The organism is Streptomyces sp. NPDC017936 (assembly GCF_044328485.1).
In the GTDB taxonomy this organism is placed as follows: Bacteria; Actinomycetota; Actinomycetes; order Streptomycetales; family Streptomycetaceae; genus Streptomyces.
Genome location: NZ_JBIRHK010000025.1, coordinates 1 through 18,767, shown reverse-complemented (window position 1 = coordinate 18,767; position 18,767 = coordinate 1). Strand labels below are relative to the sequence as shown.

Here is an 18,767-nt window from a genome sequence, read left to right as displayed (position 1 = left end):
CCTCACGGAGCCGACGAGGTACCGGTCGGCTTCCGAGGCTCACGGGGGCGTCGCCCTGTCGCTGTCCCCGGCTCGGCCCCAGGACCGCACCTCCCGGTCAGACGTACCGCTCCAGGATCGACGACTCGGCCAGCCGGGACAGTCCCTCGCGGACGCTGCGCGCCCGCGCCTCGCCCACGCCGTCCACCGTCTGCAGGTCGTCCACGCTCGCGGCGAGCAGCTTCTGGAGGCTGCCGAAGTGCTCCACCAGGCGGTCGATGATCGCGCCGGGCAGCCGCGGGACCTTGGCCAGGAGCCGGAAGCCGCGGGGGGAGACCGCCGAGTCGAGTGCCTCCGGAGAGCCGGTGTAGCCCAGTGCGCGGGCGACCGTGGACAGTTCGAGGAGTTCGGCGTGGGTGAGGACGTCCAGCTCGTGCAGCGCCTCGTCGACCGTGCGGGAGCGCTTGGCCGTCGGCTCGGGGACGTAGTCCCGGACGACCAGTCCGCGCTCCGGCTCCACGCCCGCGATCAACTCGTCCAGCTGGAGGGCGAGGAGGCGGCCGTCGGTGCCCAGCTCGACCACGTACTCGGCGATCTCGGTGGCGATGCGGCGCACCATCTCCAGGCGCTGCGCCACCGCGGAGACGTCCCGGACCGTGACCAGGTCCTCGATCTCCAGCGCCGACAGCGTCCCCGCGACCTCGTCCAGGCGGAGCTTGTAGCGCTCCAGGGTCGCCAGCGCCTGGTTCGCGCGGGACAGGATCGCCGCCGAGTCCTCCAGGACGCGGCGCTGGCCGTCGACGTAGAGGGCGATCAGGCGCATGGACTGGGAGACGGAGACGACGGGGAAGCCGACCTGCTTGCTGACGCGGTCCGCCGTGCGGTGGCGGGTGCCCGTCTCCTCCGTCGGGATCGCGGGGTCCGGCAGCAGCTGGACACCGGCCCGCAGGATCTTCGACAGATCGGACGAGAGCACGATGCCGCCGTCGAGCTTGCACAGCTCGCGCAGGCGCGTCGCCGTGAACTCGACGTCCAGGACGAAGCCGCCCGTGCACATCGCCTCGACCGTCTTGTCGGAGCCCAGAACGATGAGGCCGCCGGTGTTGCCGCGGAGCACCCGCTCGAGGCCGTCGCGCAGCGCCGTGCCGGGAGCCACCGCGCTCAGCGAGGCGCGCATCAGGCCGTCGGCACCGGAACTCCCACCGGACTTTCCGGGAGCTGCCGCCCGGTCGTTGGCTGCCACTGCACTCCTCCGGTCGCAGGTTCTGAGGCGCTCCCGTTTCGCGCACTCGGTTCGTACGGACGGGCGAGACCAGGGCAAAGTCTACCGGCGGTCCTCCTCGTCCCGTGGGGCGTCTCGGCGACGGGAGCGCGGCAGGACCCGCAGCGCGTCCCCCATGTCCGCGACTTCCAGCACCTTCATCCCGGACGGGACCTTGCCGGGGTCACCCGGCACGAGCGCGTGCGTGAAGCCCAGACGGTGGGCCTCGGCGAGCCTGCGCTGGACGCCCGTGACCCGTCTGACCTCACCCGCGAGGCCGACTTCGCCGATCGCGACGAGGTTCTTGGGCAGCGGGGTGTCACTCGCCGCGGAGGCCAGCGCGAGGGCGATCGCCAGGTCCGCCGCGGGCTCCGAGAGCTTCACGCCGCCGACCGTCGCGGAGTAGATGTCCCGCTTGCCGAGCGCGCTGATCCTGCCGCGCTGCTCCAGGACCGCGAGCATCATGGAGACGCGGGACGTCTCCAGACCGGACGTCGTCCGGCGGGGGGAGGGGATCTGCGAGTCGACGGTGAGCGCCTGCACTTCGGCGACGAGCGGGCGGCGGCCCTCCAGCGTGACGGTCAGACAGGTGCCGGGCACCGGTTCGTCGCGACGGGTCAGGAAGAGTCCGCTCGGGTCGGCGAGGCCCGTGATGCCCTCGTCGTGCAGTTCGAAGCAGCCGACCTCGTCGGTCGCGCCGTAGCGGTTCTTGACGCCCCGCACGAGACGCAGGCGCGCGTGTCGGTCGCCCTCGAAGTGCAGGACGACGTCCACCAGGTGCTCGAGGAGGCGGGGGCCGGCGATCGCGCCGTCCTTGGTGACGTGGCCCACCAGCAGCGTGGACATGCCGCGTTCCTTGGAGGCGCGGATCAGGGCGCCGGCGACCTCCCGGACCTGGGCCATGCCGCCGGGCGCCCCGTCGATCTCCGGTGAGGCCACCGTCTGCACCGAGTCGAGGATCAGCAGCGACGGCTTCACCGCGTCCAAGTGACCGAGGACGGCCGCCAGGTCGGTCTCGGCGGCGAGGTACAGGTGGTCGTCGATGGCGCCGATGCGGTCGGCGCGCAGGCGGACCTGGCTCGCGGACTCCTCGCCCGTGACGTAGAGCGTGCGGTGCTCGTCGCTCGCCGACTTGGCGGCCACGTCGAGCAGGAGCGTGGACTTGCCGACGCCCGGCTCGCCGGCGAGGAGGACGACCGCGCCGGGAACCAGCCCGCCGCCCAGGACGCGGTCCAGCTCGGGCACGCCGGTGGGGCGGGCGGTGGCCTGACGGCCGTCGACCTGGCCGATGGGCAGGGCGGAGGTGGTGACGCGCCCCGGCGCCGTCGTACGGACCGCGGGCGCGCCGTACTCCTCGATCGTGCCCCACGCCTGGCATTCGGGGCAGCGGCCGAGCCACTTGGCCGTCTGCCAGCCGCATTCGGTGCAGCGGTAGGACGGGCGGTCCTTGGTGGTCTTCGTACGGGCAGCCATGGGGAAACCGTAACCGCCGCCACTGACAGCGGGTCCTGCCGGTTCGGGTCGCGGTCCGGCCCGTGCGGGCGCACCGGGGCCGGGACGCCCGGCGGGGCGCACGCGCCCCCTGCGTATCGGCCACCCCCTCGCGAACGAGCCACGGGACCCCTCCGCCTGCTCCTCTTATGAGGGATCGTTTCACCCGTACGGATTAAAAGGACTCCAGGGGGCAGAAGTGGGTGTTCCGCGCCGCCTACGGTCGCACGGGTGATGAGCAGCAGTCCGGAGACTTCGATCCGCATGACCGGCGCACACCGGGCGCACCGGGAGGGGCGCGACCGCGCTGCGGCGCGCACGCTGGCGCAGCGGCCGTCCGCGCGCTACGAGCCCCACCTGGACGGCCTGTTCACCTACTGCCTGTCCGTGCTGTGCGACCACGACGCGGCCACGGCGGCGCTCGCGGACGCCCTCGCGCTCGCCGAGCGGCGCGGACAGCGCGTCCCGGACGCCGCCGGGGACCGCAGGGCCTGGCTGTACGCGCTGGCCCGCTGGGCGTGTCTGCGCAAGCTGGCCGAAGCCAAGCAGAAACGTCAGGCCACCCGTGCGGCGGGACGCCACGGCGGGTCCCGGCGCACCGGTGGTTCCCGGCGCGCCGGCGGCCCCCGGAGCGCCGGCGCCGCACCCGTCGCCGCCGCTCCTCCGTCCGGCGAGGACCAGGAACGGCGACGGCGCGAACTCTCCCGGCTCGCCTGGCCGGAAGCGGCCGGCACCACCCCGGAGCAGCGTGAGGCGCTCGAGCTCGCCGTACGCCACCACCTCGCCGCCCACGAGATCGCCGCCGTCCTCGGCCTGGACCACGCGGCCGCCCGTGAGCTGATCGCCTCCGCCGCCTGCGAGGTCGAACGCACGCGTGCGGCCCTCGCCGTCGTCGAGACCGGCGGCTGCCCCGGTGTGGCCCGTCTCACCGGCGACCGGCAGCTCGTGCTCAGCGCCGCGCTGCGCCGCGAACTCGTCCGCCACGTCGACGACTGCCCGCGCTGCCGCCGGACCGCCGAACGCGCGGTCCCCGGCCGGTGGCCCGGCGCCGGCGTCACGCCCGCCGAACTGCCCGTCCTGGAGGCGCCCCGCCCGGAGCTGCACGCCGTCCTGGCGCACCTCCCGCGCGCGCGGGGCGCCGCGGCGCCCCGCTTCGACCGGCGCGGCTTCCCGATGGACCCCAAGGACCGCGCCGCCCGCCGGGACCGGCTGCGCGCGCGGGCCGTCACGACGACGGTCGTCGCCACCGTCGTCGCCGCGCCCGTGCTCGCCCTGTGGGCCGCCTACCGGGGCACGGTGACCGCGGAGGAGGCCTCCGGCCCCGCGGCCACGGCGAGCGAGGCGCAGGATCCCGGCGTCCTGGGCAGCGAGCCGGCCGGCGGCCACCGGAACGCCGGGAACGTCGGCGCCCGGCCGGGCTCCGGCTCCGCCGAGGACGACGAGCCGGACGTCTCCGTCGAGGTCGTCAGCGTCACGGGACTCGGCGGGAAGGGCGCGACGAGCCTCTCCGTGACCGCCGGCAACAGCGGCGACACCACGCTGATCACCCTCACCGCGTCCGCGGACGCGCACGACCCGGTCCGCTGGTCGGCGACGACCGGCGCCTCCTGGCTCCGCCTGAGCCGTTCCTCCGGCACGCTCGGCCCCGGCCGGTCGGTGACGATCAAGGTGTACGTCGACCGCCTGCGCGAGCCCTCCGGCCCCTGGCACGCGCGCGTGGCGGTCGCCCCCGCGGGCGCCGTCGTCTCCATCGACGGCCACGGCACCGCGCCCACCCCCGCCGCCCCCGACCCGTCGCCCACCTCCGCGGGCCCCGGCCCGGACCCGGAGCCGACCCCCACGCCCTCGCCCTCCACCGACCCCGCGCCGAGCGACCCGCCGCCCTCGTCCGACCCGGAGCCGACCCCCACCGACACGTCGCCGTCCGGCCCGGACGACACGGCGCCGCCGCCCGGCGACACCGGCGGCCCGGACCCGGCGACGCCCTGAGCGTCCCGTGGGCCGCAGCCGGGGACACACCTCAGGGGCCGGGGGCCCTGACGCACCCCACGCGTCCCTCACGTCCCACATGCCTGGTGTGTCCTGCGGTCCCGCGGGCCGCTCCGGACCGTCAGGCGACCGGCGCGTCGGGGCCGAGGAGGTCGACGGCGACGACCGGGTCGGCGGGGCCGACCGGGGCGACGGCGTCAGCGGCGCCGGCCGCACCGGCGCCGTCGGCCGCGTCACCGGCGCGGGCCGGATCCGCCGGATGCGGCGCCACCAGCGGAAGCCGGGACGCGAGCCGCTGCTCGCACAGCTCGGCCAGCCGGTCGTAGCCGGCCTTGCCCATCAGCTCGGTCAGCTCGGCCCGGTAGGAGACGTACACCGGCTCGCCCGCGCCGTGCGCCGAGGTCGCCGACGTGCACCACCAGTGCAGGTCGTGACCGCCCGGACCCCAGCCGCGGCGGTCGTACTCGCCGATCGACACCTGGAGCACGCGCGTGTCGTCGGGCCGGTCGATCCAGTCGTACGTGCGCCGGATCGGCAGCTGCCAGCAGACGTCCGGCTTGGTCTCCAGCGGCTCGCGGCCTTCCCTGAGCGCCAGGATGTGCAGCGAGCAGCCGGCGCCGCCCGCGAAACCGGGGCGGTTCTGGAAGATGCACGAGCCCTCGAACGGGCGGGTCTGGCGGGAGCCCTCCTCGTCCTCCGAGACCCAGCCGTCCCGGGTGCCCTCGGCGTGGTGCTGCCAGATGTCGGGCGTGAGCCGCGCCACGTGCTCCGCGACCCGCTTCTCGTCGTCCTCGTCGGAGAAGTGGGCGCCCAGCGTGCAGCAGCCGTCGTCCGCGCGGCCCGCCTGGATGCCCTGGCAGCCGCTGCCGAAGATGCAGTTCCAGCGAGAGGTCAGCCATGTCAGATCGCAGCGGAACACCTGCTCGTCGTCCGCCGGATCAGGAAACTCCACCCACGCGCGCGCGAAGTCGAGGCCCTTCTCGTCCGCGACGGGGGTCTTCCCCGACGGCTTCGATGACGTCGGCCGCCGCACGGAGCCCTTGGTGGATTCGGCCGCCCCGGGCGCTTTGTCGGCCTTTTCGTCCTTCGCCTTTTTCGTCTTTGGCACGTGTCCAGGGTAAGTCGCCCGGACCTGCTCACAGCACCGTCTCAGGATGCGCACCAGGGGCTGAGGACGGGACGGCTGGCAGTAGCGTGCCCTACATGAGACTCGGTGTCCTCGACGTGGGATCGAACACGGTCCACCTGCTGGTGGTGGACGCACACCCCGGCGCGTGCCCGCAGCCCGCGCACTCGCACAAGACGGAGCTGCGCCTCGCCCAACTCCTCGACGGGGCCGGGGCGATCGGCCCCGAGGGCGTCGACAAACTGGTCGCGGTCGTCCAGGACGCCCTCCAGGCCGCCGAGGACAAGGGCGTCGAGGAGGTGCTGCCGTTCGCGACCTCCGCGGTGCGCGAGGCGACCAACGCGGACGAGGTCCTCGCGCGCGTGCAGGCCGAGACCGGCGTCGAGCTGCGGGTCCTCACCGGCGAGGAGGAGGCGCGGCTCACGTTCCTCGCCGCCCGGCGCTGGTTCGGCTGGTCGGCCGGCAAGCTGCTGGTCCTCGACATCGGCGGCGGCTCCCTGGAGATCGCGTACGGCATCGACGAGGAGCCCGACGCAGCCGTCTCCCTCCCGCTCGGCGCGGGCCGTCTCACGGCCGGCTGGCTGCCCGGGGACCCGCCGGACGCGGAGGCCGTGCGGGCGCTGCGGCGGCACGCGCGCGCGGAGATAGCCCGCACGGTGGGCGAGTTCAGCCGCTTCGGCCCGCCGGACCACGTCGTCGCCACGTCGAAGACGTTCAAGCAGCTCGCCCGCATCGCCGGCGCCGCGCGCTCCGCGGAGGGCGTGTACGTCCAGCGCGAGCTCAAGCGGGAGTCCCTGGAGGCCTGGGTCCCGCGCCTGGCCGGCATGACCGAGGCCCAGCGCGGGGAGCTTCCGGGCGTCTCCGAGGGCCGCGCGAGCCAGCTGCTGGCCGGCGCCCTGGTCGCCGAGGGCGCGATGGACCTGTTCGGGATCGAGACGCTGGAGATCTGCCCCTGGGCGCTGCGCGAGGGCGTGATCCTGCGGCGGCTGGACCACCTGCCGACGGACTGAGCGGACGCGGGCCGCCGGGCCCCGAAGCCGACCGGGCCCCCGAGGCCGGCCGGACCCCCGAGGCCGGCCGGGGCCCCGGCGCCGCACCCCCTTCCGCCTGGCCCCGCACTCCCCTCCGCCCCGGCCCCCCGGACACCGCCCCCGTGTGAATCCCGCCACCCCCGGGCCGTCCGTCCCCCCGCTCCCGCCCCCGTGCCGCGCACCCGCTCCCGGCCGCCAAACCGCTCCTCAGGCCCGCTCCGCCCCGCACGACGCCGCACCCGCGCGTGGCCGGCCCCCGCACGGCCGGCGCGGCGGCCCGCTCCCCGGCCCGAAGCGCGGGACCGTACGCTGTCCTTCGTGGCAGAACCAGTGGTGCGCATCCCGGATGCGAAGGTCGCCCTGTCGACGGCCTCGGTCTATCCGGAGTCGACGGCGACGGCCTTCGAGATCGCCGCGCGCCTCGGGTACGACGGGGTCGAGGTCATGGTGTGGAACGACCCGGTCAGTCAGGACATCGACGCGCTGCGCCGGCTCAGCGACTACCACCAGGTGCCGATCCTGGCCGTCCACGCGCCCTGCCTGCTCATCACCCAGCGGGTGTGGTCGACCGACCCGTGGGTGAAGCTCCAGCGGGCGCGCGCCGCGGCCGAGAAGCTCGGCGCGACCACCGTCGTCGTCCACCCGCCCTTCCGCTGGCAGCGCCAGTACGCCCGTGACTTCGTCCAGGGGATCTGGCGGATGGCGAACGAGACGGATGTGCGGTTCGCCGTCGAGAACATGTACCCCTGGCGCTACCGCGACCGCGAGATGCTCGCGTACGCGCCGGACTGGGACGTGACGAAGGACGACTACCGGCACTTCACGATCGACCTCAGCCACGCCTCGACGGCCCGCACGGACGCGATCCACATGCTCGACCGCATGGGCGACCGCCTCGGGCACGTCCACCTCGCCGACGGCAACGGCTCGGCCAAGGACGAGCACCTCGTCCCCGGCCGCGGCTCCCAGCCCTGCGCCGAACTGCTGGAGCGGCTCGCGCTGAGCGGCTTCGACGGGCACGTCGTCATCGAGGTCAACACACGGCGTGCGATGTCCAGCGCCGAACGTGAGGCCGATCTCGCGGAGGCCCTGGCCTTCACCCGTCTGCACCTCGCCTCGGCGGCGAGGGTGCCCCGCCGGTGACCGGGACCGGCGCCCGCCGCCGCCCCGGCACGAGCGTTCGCGCCCGCGCCGCGCGCCGTGACCGGGCCGGAGCCGTCGGCGCCGGCGGACGGAGAGCGGGCCGTCGCGCGGCGGGCGCCGGTGGCGCGGGGACGCCCCACCGCACCCCGGCGTCCCCCTGACGCCCCCCGGACGGGCACCTCGGCCGCCCGCCCCACACGAGACACCCGTCCCGCATTCCGGACACCTCGTCCCGCCCCCTGGATGACCGGCGTACGCTCGGTAGCAGCCCTATCTGTCTGATAGCAGCCCTAGCAGTCTCAAGGAGCGAGCGACGATGCCCGAGCTGAGGTCCCGCACAGTCACCCACGGCCGCAACATGGCGGGCGCCCGCGCCCTTATGCGCGCCTCCGGTGTACCCGGTGCGGACATCGGCCGGAAGCCGATCATCGCGGTCGCCAACAGCTTCACGGAGTTCGTGCCGGGCCACACGCACCTGCAGCCGGTGGGCCGCATCGTCAGCGAGGCGATCAGGGAGGCCGGCGGCATCCCGCGCGAGTTCAACACGATCGCCGTCGACGACGGCATCGCGATGGGCCACGGCGGCATGCTGTACAGCCTGCCCTCCCGCGACCTGATCGCGGACAGCGTGGAGTACATGGTCGAGGCGCACTGCGCCGACGCCCTGGTCTGCATCTCCAACTGCGACAAGATCACCCCGGGCATGCTGAACGCCGCGCTGCGGCTCAACATCCCCACGGTCTTCGTCTCCGGCGGCCCCATGGAGTCCGGCCGCGCCACCCTCGTCGACGGCACGGTCCGCACCCTCGACCTGGTCGACGCGATCTCCGACGCCGTGAACGACAGGATCTCGGACGAGGACATCCTCCGCATCGAGGAGAACGCCTGTCCGACCTGCGGCAGCTGCTCCGGCATGTTCACCGCCAACTCGATGAACTGCCTGACCGAGGCCATCGGCCTCTCCCTCCCGGGCAACGGCTCGGTCCTGGCCACCCACACCGCGCGCAAGCGGCTGTACGTCGACGCCGCGCGCACGGTCATGGACATCACCCGCCGCTACTACGAGCAGGACGACGAGACGGTCCTGCCGCGCAACGTCGCCACCTTCTCCGCGTTCGAGAACGCGATGGCGCTGGACATCGCGATGGGCGGCTCCACCAACACGATCCTGCACCTGCTGGCGGCGGCCCAGGAGGCGGGCGTCCCCTTCGGCCTGAACGAGATCGACGCGGTCTCGCGCCGGGTCCCGTGCCTGGCGAAGGTGGCCCCGAACGTCGCCAAGGACCGCACGTACTACATGGAGGACGTGCACCGCGCCGGCGGCATCCCCGCCCTCCTCGGCGAGCTGCACCGCGCCGGCCTGCTCAACGAGGACGTGCACGCGGTGCACAGCCCGTCCCTGGCGGACTGGCTGAAGACGTGGGACGTCCGCGGCGGCTCCCCGTCCCCCGAGGCGGTCGAGCTGTGGCACGCGGCCCCCGGCTGCGTCCGCTCCGCCGAGGCGTTCTCCCAGTCGGAGCGCTGGGAGGCCCTGGACGAGGACGCCGAGGGCGGCTGCATCCGCTCCGCCGAGCACGCCTACTCCAAGGACGGCGGACTGGCGGTCCTCAAGGGCAACCTCGCCGTCGACGGCTGCGTCGTGAAGACGGCCGGCGTCGACGAGTCGATCTGGACCTTCGAGGGTCCGGCGGTCGTCTGCGAGTCGCAGGAGGAGGCCGTCCAGAAGATCCTCACCCAGCAGGTGAAGGAGGGCGACGTGGTCGTCATCCGCTACGAGGGCCCCAAGGGCGGCCCCGGCATGCAGGAGATGCTCTACCCGACCTCGTACCTGAAGGGCCGCGGCCTGGGCAAGGCCTGCGCGCTGGTCACCGACGGCCGCTTCTCCGGCGGCACCTCGGGCCTGTCCATCGGCCACGCCTCCCCTGAGGCGGCCGCCGGCGGCACGATCGCGCTCGTCGAGGACGGCGACCGCATCCGCATCGACATCCCCGGCCGCACGATCGAGCTGCTCGTCGACGACGCGGAACTCGCGCGCCGCGAGCAGGCGTCGAACGGCGTGTACGCCCCGAAGAACCGCGAACGCAAGGTCTCCGCCGCCCTGCGCGCCTACGCGGCGATGGCCACCAGCGCCGACAAGGGCGCGGTCCGGGACGTGTCGAAGCTGGGCTGACGCCTCGCGGTCGTCGGGGCCCGGCGGGCAGCACGTCGACACCACCGGCGCGCGGGCGGAGTTCCGCTTCGGCCGGGCCCGCAGCGCCACCACCGCCGTAGGGGCCGCCTCCCAGGGGGCGGCCCCTCGTCGTGGCCCCGGGCCGCCGGCTCACCAGCCGGAGGGATCGCTCCCGTCCACGGCGAACACCGTCCCGTCGGGGGCGCCGGCGTAGACACGGCCGCCGGCCACCCCCGGCGCGGGCAGCGTGGCGACGACCTCGTCGGAGTTCGCCCCGAGCCGCAGCGACGTCTGCCCGATGAGCTTGCCCGCGTCGGCGTCCACGGCGAGCAGCCGGCCGTCGGGGGCGCTGAAGTACACGTGCTCACCGTCGGCCGTGGGCACCGAGCCCCGGCTGACGGCCGTCTGCAGCGACCACAGCCGCTTCCCGGCGAGGGTGTCCACGGCCACGAGGGACCCGTCGTAGGTCAGCAGGTGGACACGGTCCCCGTGCACGGCCGCGCTGGCCTGCTGCAGGGACACCGTCAGCGCGACGCGCCGCGACACCCCGGTCCCGGGGGAGAACCGGACGACGGCGTCGACCTTGCCGTACTCCCCGCCGCCGGACAGCAGCACGAGATCGCCGCGCGCGGTTCCCACCGGCGTCAGCGTGCCGTCCAGCCGCTCGTCCCAGCGCACGTCACCGGTGGCGGGATCGACGGCCGTGATCCGGGTGCGCCCCGCACCCGACGCGCTCGTCGCGTACGCCAGCGGATCGCCGGGGAACGACACGAAGTACGGCTGGCTCACCCCCGTGATCCGCCGGCTCCACCCGGTCCGGCCGGTCGCGGCGTCGACGCCGGTCACCGTGCCGTCGGCGGCGGTCAGCAGCAGCGTGCCGCCGGCGTGGCGGACGCCCGCGTACGCCGACACGTCCCGCTGCCAGCGCACCGCGCCCGACGCCGGGTCGAGCGCCTCCACGCGCTTGCCCGAGTCCGTGACCACCTGCACCAGCCCGCCGACGAGCACCGGCGCCTCGCCTTGCCCGTCGCCGGGGGAGAGGGGGTGCCGCCACAGCACCCGCCCGCGCGACGCGTCGAGCGCGGACACCTGCCCCGACTGGGCGCAGACCAGCCGCTGGGCGTCGTACGCGCAACGGGGCATGCCGCCGCCCGCGTCCCCGGTGACCGGCCGTGTCGCCCAGGGGCGGAAGCCGCCCGAGGCCGGCTGCGCACCGCCCGGTCCCCGGCCGTCACCGTCCGTGGCGCTGCCGAACAGGGCGACGGAGGCGATCCCCCCGCTCGCGAGCAGGACCAGGGCGCCGACGGCGAGGGCGACCCGTCGGCGTCCGCGCCGGCGCGCGCCCGCCGCCGCCGAGCCGGTGCCGCCGCCCTCCGCTCCCTCCGAGGCCGCCGAAGCCGCAGGGGCTTCCGGCTCCTCCGGCTCCCGCTCCCCGGGCTCCCCCTCGTCCGCCTCCGGCGCGGCCGTCGACCGCTGCGCCGGTATGAACGCCTGCGTGTCGTACGAGGCCGCCACCGACCGCAGCTCGCGCATCAACTCGTCGGGCGTGGGCCGTTCCTCGGGCTCCTTGGCGAGACAGCGCCGCACCAGCGGAGCGAGGTTCTCCGGTACGCCGGTCAGGTCGGGCTCGTCGTGCACGACCTGGTAGGCGACGACGTAGGGGCTGTCGGAGTCGAACGGCCCCCGCCCGGTCGCCGCGTGCACCAGCACCGACCCGAGCGCGAAGATGTCGGCGGCGGGCCCGACCTCCCGCGGCCGGCGGAACTGCTCCGGCGCCATGAACGGCGGCGTGCCGATCAACTTGCCGGTCTCGGTGCGCAGTTCGCTGTCCTTCGGCCGGGAGATGCCGAAGTCGATGACCTTCGGGCCGTCCTCGGCGAGCAGCACGTTGCTGGGCTTCAGGTCCCGGTGCACCACCCCGACCCGGTGGATGTCGCGCAGCGCCTCCGCGAGTCCGGCCATCAGCCGCCGCAACTCGCCCGTCCCCATCAGCCCGTTCCGCTTCACGTGATCCGACAGGGTCGGACCCGGAATGAACAACGTGGCCATCCAGGGCCGTTCGGCCTCCGGGTCGGCATCGACGACGGGCGCGGTGAAGGCGCCGCTGACCCTCCTGGCGGCCGCCACCTCCTGCCGGAACCGCCCCCTGAACTCGGGGTCCCTCGCGAACTCGGCATGGACGACCTTCACCGCGAGCTTCATCCCGGAGGTGCTGCGGGCCAGGTGGACCACGCCCATGCCGCCGGAGCCCAGGCGGGACTCCAGGCGGTAGTGGCCGGCGTACTCCGGAAGTTCCGCTTCCGTCCCCGCCCCGGTGTTGCGCTGTGGCGTCAATGGACAACCCCCGTGCTGTTTCGGCCGCGCGCGCGACGCACGGAGCCTAGTCGATGACTCGTACGAGACCGAGGAGGCTTGCTAGCCTCCGCGTGCGAGTTGCGCACATGTGTTTCATGTCGTGATTCGGGGGAATCAACGTGTCCCCATGGCAGTCATGGGGCTCAACGGGGGAGGAATTTCCATGTCTGCAGACCGTGTCGACGAGGTCCGGAGCGGCGACGAGGCCGAGGCCGTCGCGGCGGCCGCCCTGACGTACTACCCGATCGCGCCCGGCGTCCAGCTGAACGTCCGCAGCGGCCCCGGCACCAGCTACCCGATCATCAAGGTCCTGGCCGAGGGCACCAAGGTCCCGATCTTCTGCCAGACCCCGGGCACCAGGGTGACCGGCCCCTACGGCACGACGAGCATCTGGGACAACATCGCCGACAGCCAGTTCGTCTCGGACGCGTACGTGAGGACGGGCAGCGACGGCTACATCGCGCCGCGCTGCGCCTGACGCACCCGCCGGGGAGCCCGCCGCCGCCCGGAGCCATAATCGTCCCGTGAGCGACGAGAACGGCACCCCGCAGACCCCGGCGGGCTCCCCGGACCCGGGCGCCCCCGCAGGTCCCCGCCCCGAGCCCCTCCGCTTCTTCGGCACGACCTGGGTGGAGCACGGCCACGGCTACACGGCCCGCCGGATCGCCGCGGCCGCCGGATCGCTGCTCGCCGCCGCCGTCTCCTGCCTCGTCCTGCGCTTCGCCTACGAGGGACTCTCCCTCGCCGACACCGGCAGCTTCGTGACCCTGCTGGTCGTCGTGATGTTCGCGGTGTGCAGCGCCCTGGCCTTCGGACACACCTGGGAGAGCTTCCGCAAGCGCCCCGACCCGGACCGCCAGGCCTCCCTGCGCGGCCTGCTGGCCATCGGCTTCGTCGGCTCCCTGCTCGCCTACTTCTTCCGCTCCCTCACCGAGGCGCCCGGCGAGGCACTCCACCGCCAGGAGTACGAGACGGCCCGCGCCGGGCACGAGCGCCGCACCACCCGCCGCACCGGCAACCCGTCGAAGAAGCGCCGCCGCTCCTGACCCCTCCGGGGGCCGCGCGGCACGGCGCCCGCCGAAGAGGCGCCGTCCCCTCCGGGATCCGCCCCGCACCGGCGCCCGCCGAGGGTCCGCGACCCGTGTCCCGAGCCGCGGACCCCACGCTCCGCCCGGCCGGACCTCCCCAGGCCGTTCCCCTCCCGATCCGCGCCGCGTCACCATGGCCGCATGACGGCTCCCTCCCACACCGCCCGGGCCCGTTCCTTCGACTCCGCCGCGGCCCGGTACGCCGCCCACCGCCCCTCCTACCCGAGCGCCCTCTTCGACGCGGTCGAGGACATGGCGGGCCACCCCCTCGCCGGCGCCCGGGTCGCCGACGTCGGCGCGGGGACGGGCATCGCGACCGCCCTGCTGCGGGCCCGCGGCGCCGACGTGATCGCCGTCGAACCCGGGGAGGGCATGACGGCGCAGTTCCGCCGCGAGCTGCCCGGTGTGCCGATCGTCCGCGGCGACGGAAACCGCCTCCCCCTCGCCACCGCCTCCCTCGACTTCCTCACCTACGCCCAGTCCTGGCACTGGACCGACCCGGAACGGTCGGTCCCGGAGGCCCTGCGCGTGCTGCGGCCGGGCGGCGCGCTGGCGCTGTGGTGGAACACCAGCGCCCTCGACGTGCCGTGGATCGACGCGCAGACGGACCGCGTCCAGCGCCACTTCGGCCTCGACCGGGTCGTCCGGAGGAACGGCGACGGCACCCACACCGCCCTGGACGCCCTCGCCGGACGGCTCGAAGTCGCCCGCCACCGGGTCCGCTGGAGCCGCCGCGTCCCCGTCGACGCCCACCTGGCCAACGTCAGCAGCCACTCGATCTTCCTGGTGCACGGGGAGGAGAGCACCGCCGCCTTCCTCGCCGAGGAGCGCCGCCACCTCCACGCCGCCTTCCCCGACGGCACCGTCGAGGAGACCTACGACGTGGAACTGCTGCTGGCCACCCGCCCCTGACGAAGCCGCCTCCGACACGCTCCCCGTCCCCTGCGCCGTCGACGGCACGAACGAGGTCCTCACCTCCACGGACCTCGGAGCGGCGGCCCCGCGGCGCAGGACGGCGTGACCCGGAGGTCCGCCCACCGGACACCCGACCCGCACCCCGACCCGCCGGTGCGAGGATGGCCCAGGACGACGCACACCCCCGGAGGACCCCGTCATGCCCCAGAAAGTCGCAGTCCTCGGCACCGGCAAGATCGGCGAAGCCCTGCTCAGCGGAATGCTCCGCGGCGGCTGGCCCCCCGCCGACCTCCTCGTCACCGCCCGCCGCGCCGACCGCGCCGAGGAACTCCGCGCCCGCTACGGCGTCACCCCGGTGACCAACGCCGAAGCCGCCAAGACCGCGGACACCCTCATCCTCACGGTCAAGCCGCAGGACATGGGCACCCTCCTCGACGAACTCGCCCCCCACGTCCCCGCCGACCGCCTGGTCATCAGCGGCGCCGCCGGCATCCCCACCTCCTTCTTCGAGGAGCGCCTCGCCGCCGGCACCCCCGTCGTCCGCGTCATGACGAACACCCCCGCCCTCGTCGACGAGGCCATGTCCGTCATCTCCGCAGGCACCCATGCCAGCGAGGCCGACCTCGCCCACACCGAGGAGATCTTCGGCTCCGTGGGCAAGACCCTCCGCGTCCCCGAGTCCCAGCAGGACGCCTGCACCGCCCTCTCCGGCTCCGGCCCGGCGTACTTCTTCTACCTGGTCGAAGCCATGACGGACGCCGGCATCCTGCTCGGCCTGCCCCGCGACAAGGCCCACGACCTCATCGTCCAGTCCGCGATCGGCGCGGCCACCATGCTCCGCGACAGCGGCGAACACCCCGTCAAGCTCCGCGAGAACGTCACCTCGCCCGCCGGCACCACCATCAACGCCATCCGCGAACTCGAGAACCACGGCGTACGGGCCGCCCTCATCGCCGCCCTCGAAGCCGCCCGCGACCGCAGCCGCGAACTCGCCTCCGGCAAGAAGGACTGACCCCCGCGGCCGCGGCCGGTCACCCCGCCGCGGCCACGACCTCCCCGGTCGTCACCACCCGCGCGAACCCGCCGCCGTGCAGCGACACCGCCGACGCCCGCGCCACCTCCTCCGCACCCAGCCGCCAGCCGAACGGCCCCACCAGGTCGAAGGTGTACGTGGCGTCGTACGCGACCAGGACGTCGTACCCCAGGTTCCCGCCCATCCGCGCGGTCGTCTCCACGCACATGTTGGTCTGGATCCCGGCCACCACGACCTGCGCGATCCCCTCCGCCTTCAACCAGGCGTCCAGGTCCGGCGACCCGTAGAACGCCGAGTTCACCGTCTTCGTGACGAACAGCTCCGGCCCCGTCCCCCTCCCGCGCCGCTCCTCCACGTAGTCCTTGAAGCCGTTGCCCTCGTGTCCCGTCCGCAACGGCGACTCCGGCTTCGACGAGTCATGCCGCACGAAGACGACCGGCCGCCCCGACCCCTGCCACACGTCGATGAGCGCGGCGATGTGGTCATCGGCCCCCGGGTTGTTCCGCGGCCCCCAGAAACCGGCCTCGTCGAAGCCCTTCTGCACGTCCACGACCAGCAGCGCGGCGTTCTGTGAAATCTCCATGCCCACGATCGTGCCGCCGGACCGGCACCCGCCCCAGAGGGCGGGAAGACAGCGATCGATGGTTTACTGCCAGCCATGAAGGCGTCCGCCGAGCAGCCCTACCGCGTGGCCCTCCTGGCCTTCCCCGGCGTCCGCGCCTTCGACGTCTCCGTCATCACCGAGGTCTGGGGCCCCGACCGCACCGACCGCGGCGCCCCCGCCTTCGACCTCCGCCGCGTGGCCACCGACTCCGCCCCCGTCCCGATGCGCGGCGGACTCGCCCTCCACCCCGACCGCACCCTCGCCTGGCTCTCCCGCGCCGACCTCGTCCTGGTCCCCGGCCTCGACGACCACCTCACCCCCGCACCCGCCCCCGTCCTGGACGCCCTGCGCCGCGTCCACTCCCGCGGCACCCCCATCGCCGCCCTCTGCGGCGGCGCCTTCACCCTCGCCCAGGCCGGCCTCCTCGACGGCCGCCGCGCGATCACCCACTGGAACCTCATCGACCTCCTGCGCACGCACCACCCGCACGTCACCGTGGTCCCCGACGCCCTCTTCGTCGAGGACGACAACATCTGGACCGCCGCCGGCACCGCGGCCGGCATCGACCTCTGCCTGCACCTCGTGCGCACCGCGCACGGCGCCGAGGCGGCCGCCACCATCGCCCGCTCGATGGTCACCGCCCCCTTCCGCACCGGCACCCAGGCCCAGTTCATCGAGCGCCCCACCCCGCACACGGACCGCGACGCCGACACCCTCGCCGCCGTCCGCGAGCACGCCCTGCGGCACCTGCACGAACCCCTCACCGTCGCCGGCCTGGCGGCCCACGCCGGCATGTCCCCGCGCAGCTTCGCCCGCCACTTCACCGCCGAGACCGGCACCACCCCGCTGCGCTGGCTCCTCGACCAGCGCCTCGCCGCGGCCCAGAAGCTCCTCGAACGCACCGACCTCCCCATGCCGGAGGTCGCCCGCCGGGCCGGCTTCGGCAGCGAGGTCACGATGCGCCAGCACTTCGCGTCGCGCCTCGCCACCAGCCCCCGCGCCTACCGGGCCGCGTTCAGCGCCGGCTCCGCCACCGGCGGCAGCAGCCCGATGGCGCGATAGGCGGTGTCCACCACCGGCCGGGCCATGCCGCGAGCCTTCTCCGCGCCCTCCCGCAGCACCCCCTCCACATACGCGGGGTCGGCGCACAGCTCCTGATGTCTGGCCCGCAGCGGACGGAGAACCTCCACCACGGCCTCGGCGGTGTCCTTCTTCAGCGCTCCGTAGGACTCGTACGCACCGCCCAGGGCCTGCGGGTCCCCACCCGTACAGGCCGCGAGGATCTCCAGCAGGTTCGCGACCCCCGGCCGTCCCTCCCGGTCGTACGCGACCTCGCGCCCGCTGTCGGTCACCGCCCGCATGACCTTCCTCCGCACGACGTCCGGCTCGTCCAGCAGATAGACGATCCCCGGCCCGGAGTCGTCGCTCTTCCCCATCTTCGACACCGGATCCTGCAGGTTCATCACCCGCGCGGCCACCGCCGGCACCGTGGCGCGGGGCACCACGAACGTGTGCCCGTACCGCTGGTTGAACCGCAGCGCCAGATCCCGGGTCAGCTCCACGTGCTGGGCCTGGTCGTCCCCCACGGGGACCTCGTCCGTCCCGTACGCCAGGATGTCCGCCGCCATCAGCACCGGGTACGTCAGCAGCGACAGCCGTACGCTCCCGCCCCGCGCGCGCTCCCGCGCGGCCTTCTCCCTGTACTGGATCATCCGCCGCATCTCGCCGTCGGTGGCCACGCACTCCAGCAGGTACGACAGCCGCGCGTGCTCGTCCACATGACTCTGCACGAACAGCGTGCACAGCTGCGGGTCCAGCCCCGCCGCCAGCAGCAGCGTGGCCGTCTGCCGACTGAGCCGGCGCACGCGCGCCGGGTCGTGGTCGACGGTCAGCGCGTGCAGATCGACGACGCAGAACAGCGCGTCCGCCCGGTGCTGGTCGACCGCGGCCCACTGCCGCATGGCCCCCAGGTAGTTGCCCAGCGTCAGGTGCCCGGTCGGCTTGACCCCGCTGAAGACCCGCTTCATCTCTCCACCTCCTGGTCGAGGCCGCCGCGCCCGGCCGGCCGCCCCTCAGGAGGGAGATACGGAAACGGCCGCCGAGGCGGCGGCCGTTGAGTGCATACGTGAGTCCGGCCGCCGTCAGGCGGCCCACCACTGCTGGGTGCACGTACGCGTAGTCATGCGCACCAGAGTACGCCTCGGGGGTGCCCTCGGGGCGTGAGTTGACACGCCCCGGGCGGATCCGTAGTGTTCTCCGGGTTGTCCGACGTGAGCGCCGACTCCGGTCGGTCCCCGGACAGCCATTCCGCAAGTACCACCCACTCCTCGACGAACAGTCGATTGCACTGTCGTCGTGTCATTGGCGTGCGTATTCGCGAAATGAGGAATCCGCGTTCGAAAGGACGCAGGCCCCGATTGGCTTCGGGAGCCGGGAATCCGCTAAAGTCTCACTCGTCGGAACGGCCCAACGGCCGGGAAGACGACTCCCGCCGACCGGGAATCAGGCCCGAAAGGATCTGATAGAGTCGGAACCGCCGGAAAGGAAACCGCGAGTCAAAAGCGGGAACCTGGAAAGCGCCG

The 18,767-nt window shown here is 74.1% G+C and carries 14 protein-coding genes and 1 pseudogene; 9 read left to right on the top strand and 6 right to left on the bottom strand.

Going from position 1 to position 18,767, the window contains the following annotated elements; genetic code table 11:
- Nucleotides 1–97 precede the first annotated feature (97 nt).
- Nucleotides 98–1,222 carry a DNA integrity scanning diadenylate cyclase DisA gene (disA, locus tag ACH4F6_RS36265; protein ID WP_397964664.1) on the bottom strand — a complete coding sequence of 375 codons (1,125 nt, stop codon included), beginning with the start codon at nucleotides 1,220–1,222 and terminating at the stop codon, nucleotides 98–100.
- Between the two features lie 81 nt (nucleotides 1,223–1,303).
- Nucleotides 1,304–2,713, bottom strand: a complete 1,410-nt coding sequence (gene radA, locus ACH4F6_RS36260) for a DNA repair protein RadA (RefSeq protein ID WP_397964663.1) — start codon at nucleotides 2,711–2,713, stop codon at nucleotides 1,304–1,306.
- A gap of 249 nt (nucleotides 2,714–2,962) precedes the next feature.
- On the opposite strand from radA, the gene ACH4F6_RS36255 reads away from it, so the two are divergent.
- Nucleotides 2,963–4,720 carry a hypothetical protein gene (locus tag ACH4F6_RS36255; RefSeq protein ID WP_397964662.1) on the top strand — a complete coding sequence of 586 codons (1,758 nt, stop codon included), beginning with the start codon at nucleotides 2,963–2,965 and terminating at the stop codon, nucleotides 4,718–4,720.
- A gap of 244 nt (nucleotides 4,721–4,964) precedes the next feature.
- Here ACH4F6_RS36255 and ACH4F6_RS36250 read toward each other — a convergent pair.
- Nucleotides 4,965–5,828 (bottom strand): annotated as a pseudogene (locus ACH4F6_RS36250) (hypothetical protein); the annotation flags it as partial.
- A gap of 95 nt (nucleotides 5,829–5,923) precedes the next feature.
- Between ACH4F6_RS36250 and ACH4F6_RS36245 the strand changes: the two are divergent.
- The 3 genes from ACH4F6_RS36245 to ilvD all read left to right on the top strand — a co-directional run bounded on the left by ACH4F6_RS36245 (nucleotide 5,924) and on the right by ilvD (nucleotide 10,190).
- Entirely contained in the window at nucleotides 5,924–6,856 is a 933-nt protein-coding gene (locus tag ACH4F6_RS36245) for a Ppx/GppA family phosphatase (RefSeq protein ID WP_397964660.1), read from the top strand.
- Between the two features lie 339 nt (nucleotides 6,857–7,195).
- A complete protein-coding gene (locus tag ACH4F6_RS36240; protein ID WP_397964659.1) occupies nucleotides 7,196–8,020 on the top strand; it encodes a sugar phosphate isomerase/epimerase family protein in 825 nt (274 codons plus the stop codon).
- Nucleotides 8,021–8,336: 316 nt separating this feature from the next.
- On the top strand, nucleotides 8,337–10,190 hold the full coding sequence (gene ilvD, locus ACH4F6_RS36235; protein WP_397964658.1) for a dihydroxy-acid dehydratase: 1,854 nt from the start codon (nucleotides 8,337–8,339) through the stop codon (nucleotides 10,188–10,190).
- Nucleotides 10,191–10,340: 150 nt separating this feature from the next.
- Here the strand turns inward: ilvD and ACH4F6_RS36230 are convergent, their stop codons facing one another.
- Entirely contained in the window at nucleotides 10,341–12,524 is a 2,184-nt protein-coding gene (locus ACH4F6_RS36230; RefSeq protein WP_397964657.1) for a serine/threonine-protein kinase, read from the bottom strand.
- A 184-nt stretch (nucleotides 12,525–12,708) separates the two neighbouring features.
- On the opposite strand from ACH4F6_RS36230, the gene ACH4F6_RS36225 reads away from it, so the two are divergent.
- From ACH4F6_RS36225 to proC, 4 genes are all read left to right on the top strand, one after another.
- Nucleotides 12,709–13,023 (top strand): SH3 domain-containing protein, encoded by a 315-nt coding sequence (locus tag ACH4F6_RS36225; protein WP_397964656.1) that lies wholly within the window; start codon nucleotides 12,709–12,711, stop codon nucleotides 13,021–13,023.
- A gap of 46 nt (nucleotides 13,024–13,069) precedes the next feature.
- A complete protein-coding gene (locus tag ACH4F6_RS36220; RefSeq protein WP_397964655.1) occupies nucleotides 13,070–13,591 on the top strand; it encodes an EamA/RhaT family transporter in 522 nt (173 codons plus the stop codon).
- Between the two features lie 183 nt (nucleotides 13,592–13,774).
- On the top strand, nucleotides 13,775–14,545 hold the full coding sequence (locus ACH4F6_RS36215) for a class I SAM-dependent methyltransferase (RefSeq protein WP_397964654.1): 771 nt from the start codon (nucleotides 13,775–13,777) through the stop codon (nucleotides 14,543–14,545).
- Nucleotides 14,546–14,747: 202 nt separating this feature from the next.
- Nucleotides 14,748–15,560 carry a pyrroline-5-carboxylate reductase gene (gene proC, locus ACH4F6_RS36210; RefSeq protein ID WP_397964653.1) on the top strand — a complete coding sequence of 271 codons (813 nt, stop codon included), beginning with the start codon at nucleotides 14,748–14,750 and terminating at the stop codon, nucleotides 15,558–15,560.
- A 19-nt stretch (nucleotides 15,561–15,579) separates the two neighbouring features.
- Here the strand turns inward: proC and ACH4F6_RS36205 are convergent, their stop codons facing one another.
- Nucleotides 15,580–16,164, bottom strand: coding sequence for a cysteine hydrolase family protein (locus ACH4F6_RS36205; protein ID WP_397964652.1), 585 nt, complete (start codon nucleotides 16,162–16,164; stop codon nucleotides 15,580–15,582).
- 75 nt (nucleotides 16,165–16,239) lie between these two features.
- On the opposite strand from ACH4F6_RS36205, the gene ACH4F6_RS36200 reads away from it, so the two are divergent.
- Nucleotides 16,240–17,247 carry a GlxA family transcriptional regulator gene (locus tag ACH4F6_RS36200; RefSeq protein WP_397964651.1) on the top strand — a complete coding sequence of 336 codons (1,008 nt, stop codon included), beginning with the start codon at nucleotides 16,240–16,242 and terminating at the stop codon, nucleotides 17,245–17,247.
- Here ACH4F6_RS36200 and trpS read toward each other — a convergent pair.
- Entirely contained in the window at nucleotides 17,187–18,212 is a 1,026-nt protein-coding gene (trpS, locus tag ACH4F6_RS36195; protein WP_397964650.1) for a tryptophan--tRNA ligase, read from the bottom strand. The genes ACH4F6_RS36200 and trpS overlap by 61 nt on opposite strands.
- Between the last annotated feature and the right edge of the window lie 555 nt (nucleotides 18,213–18,767).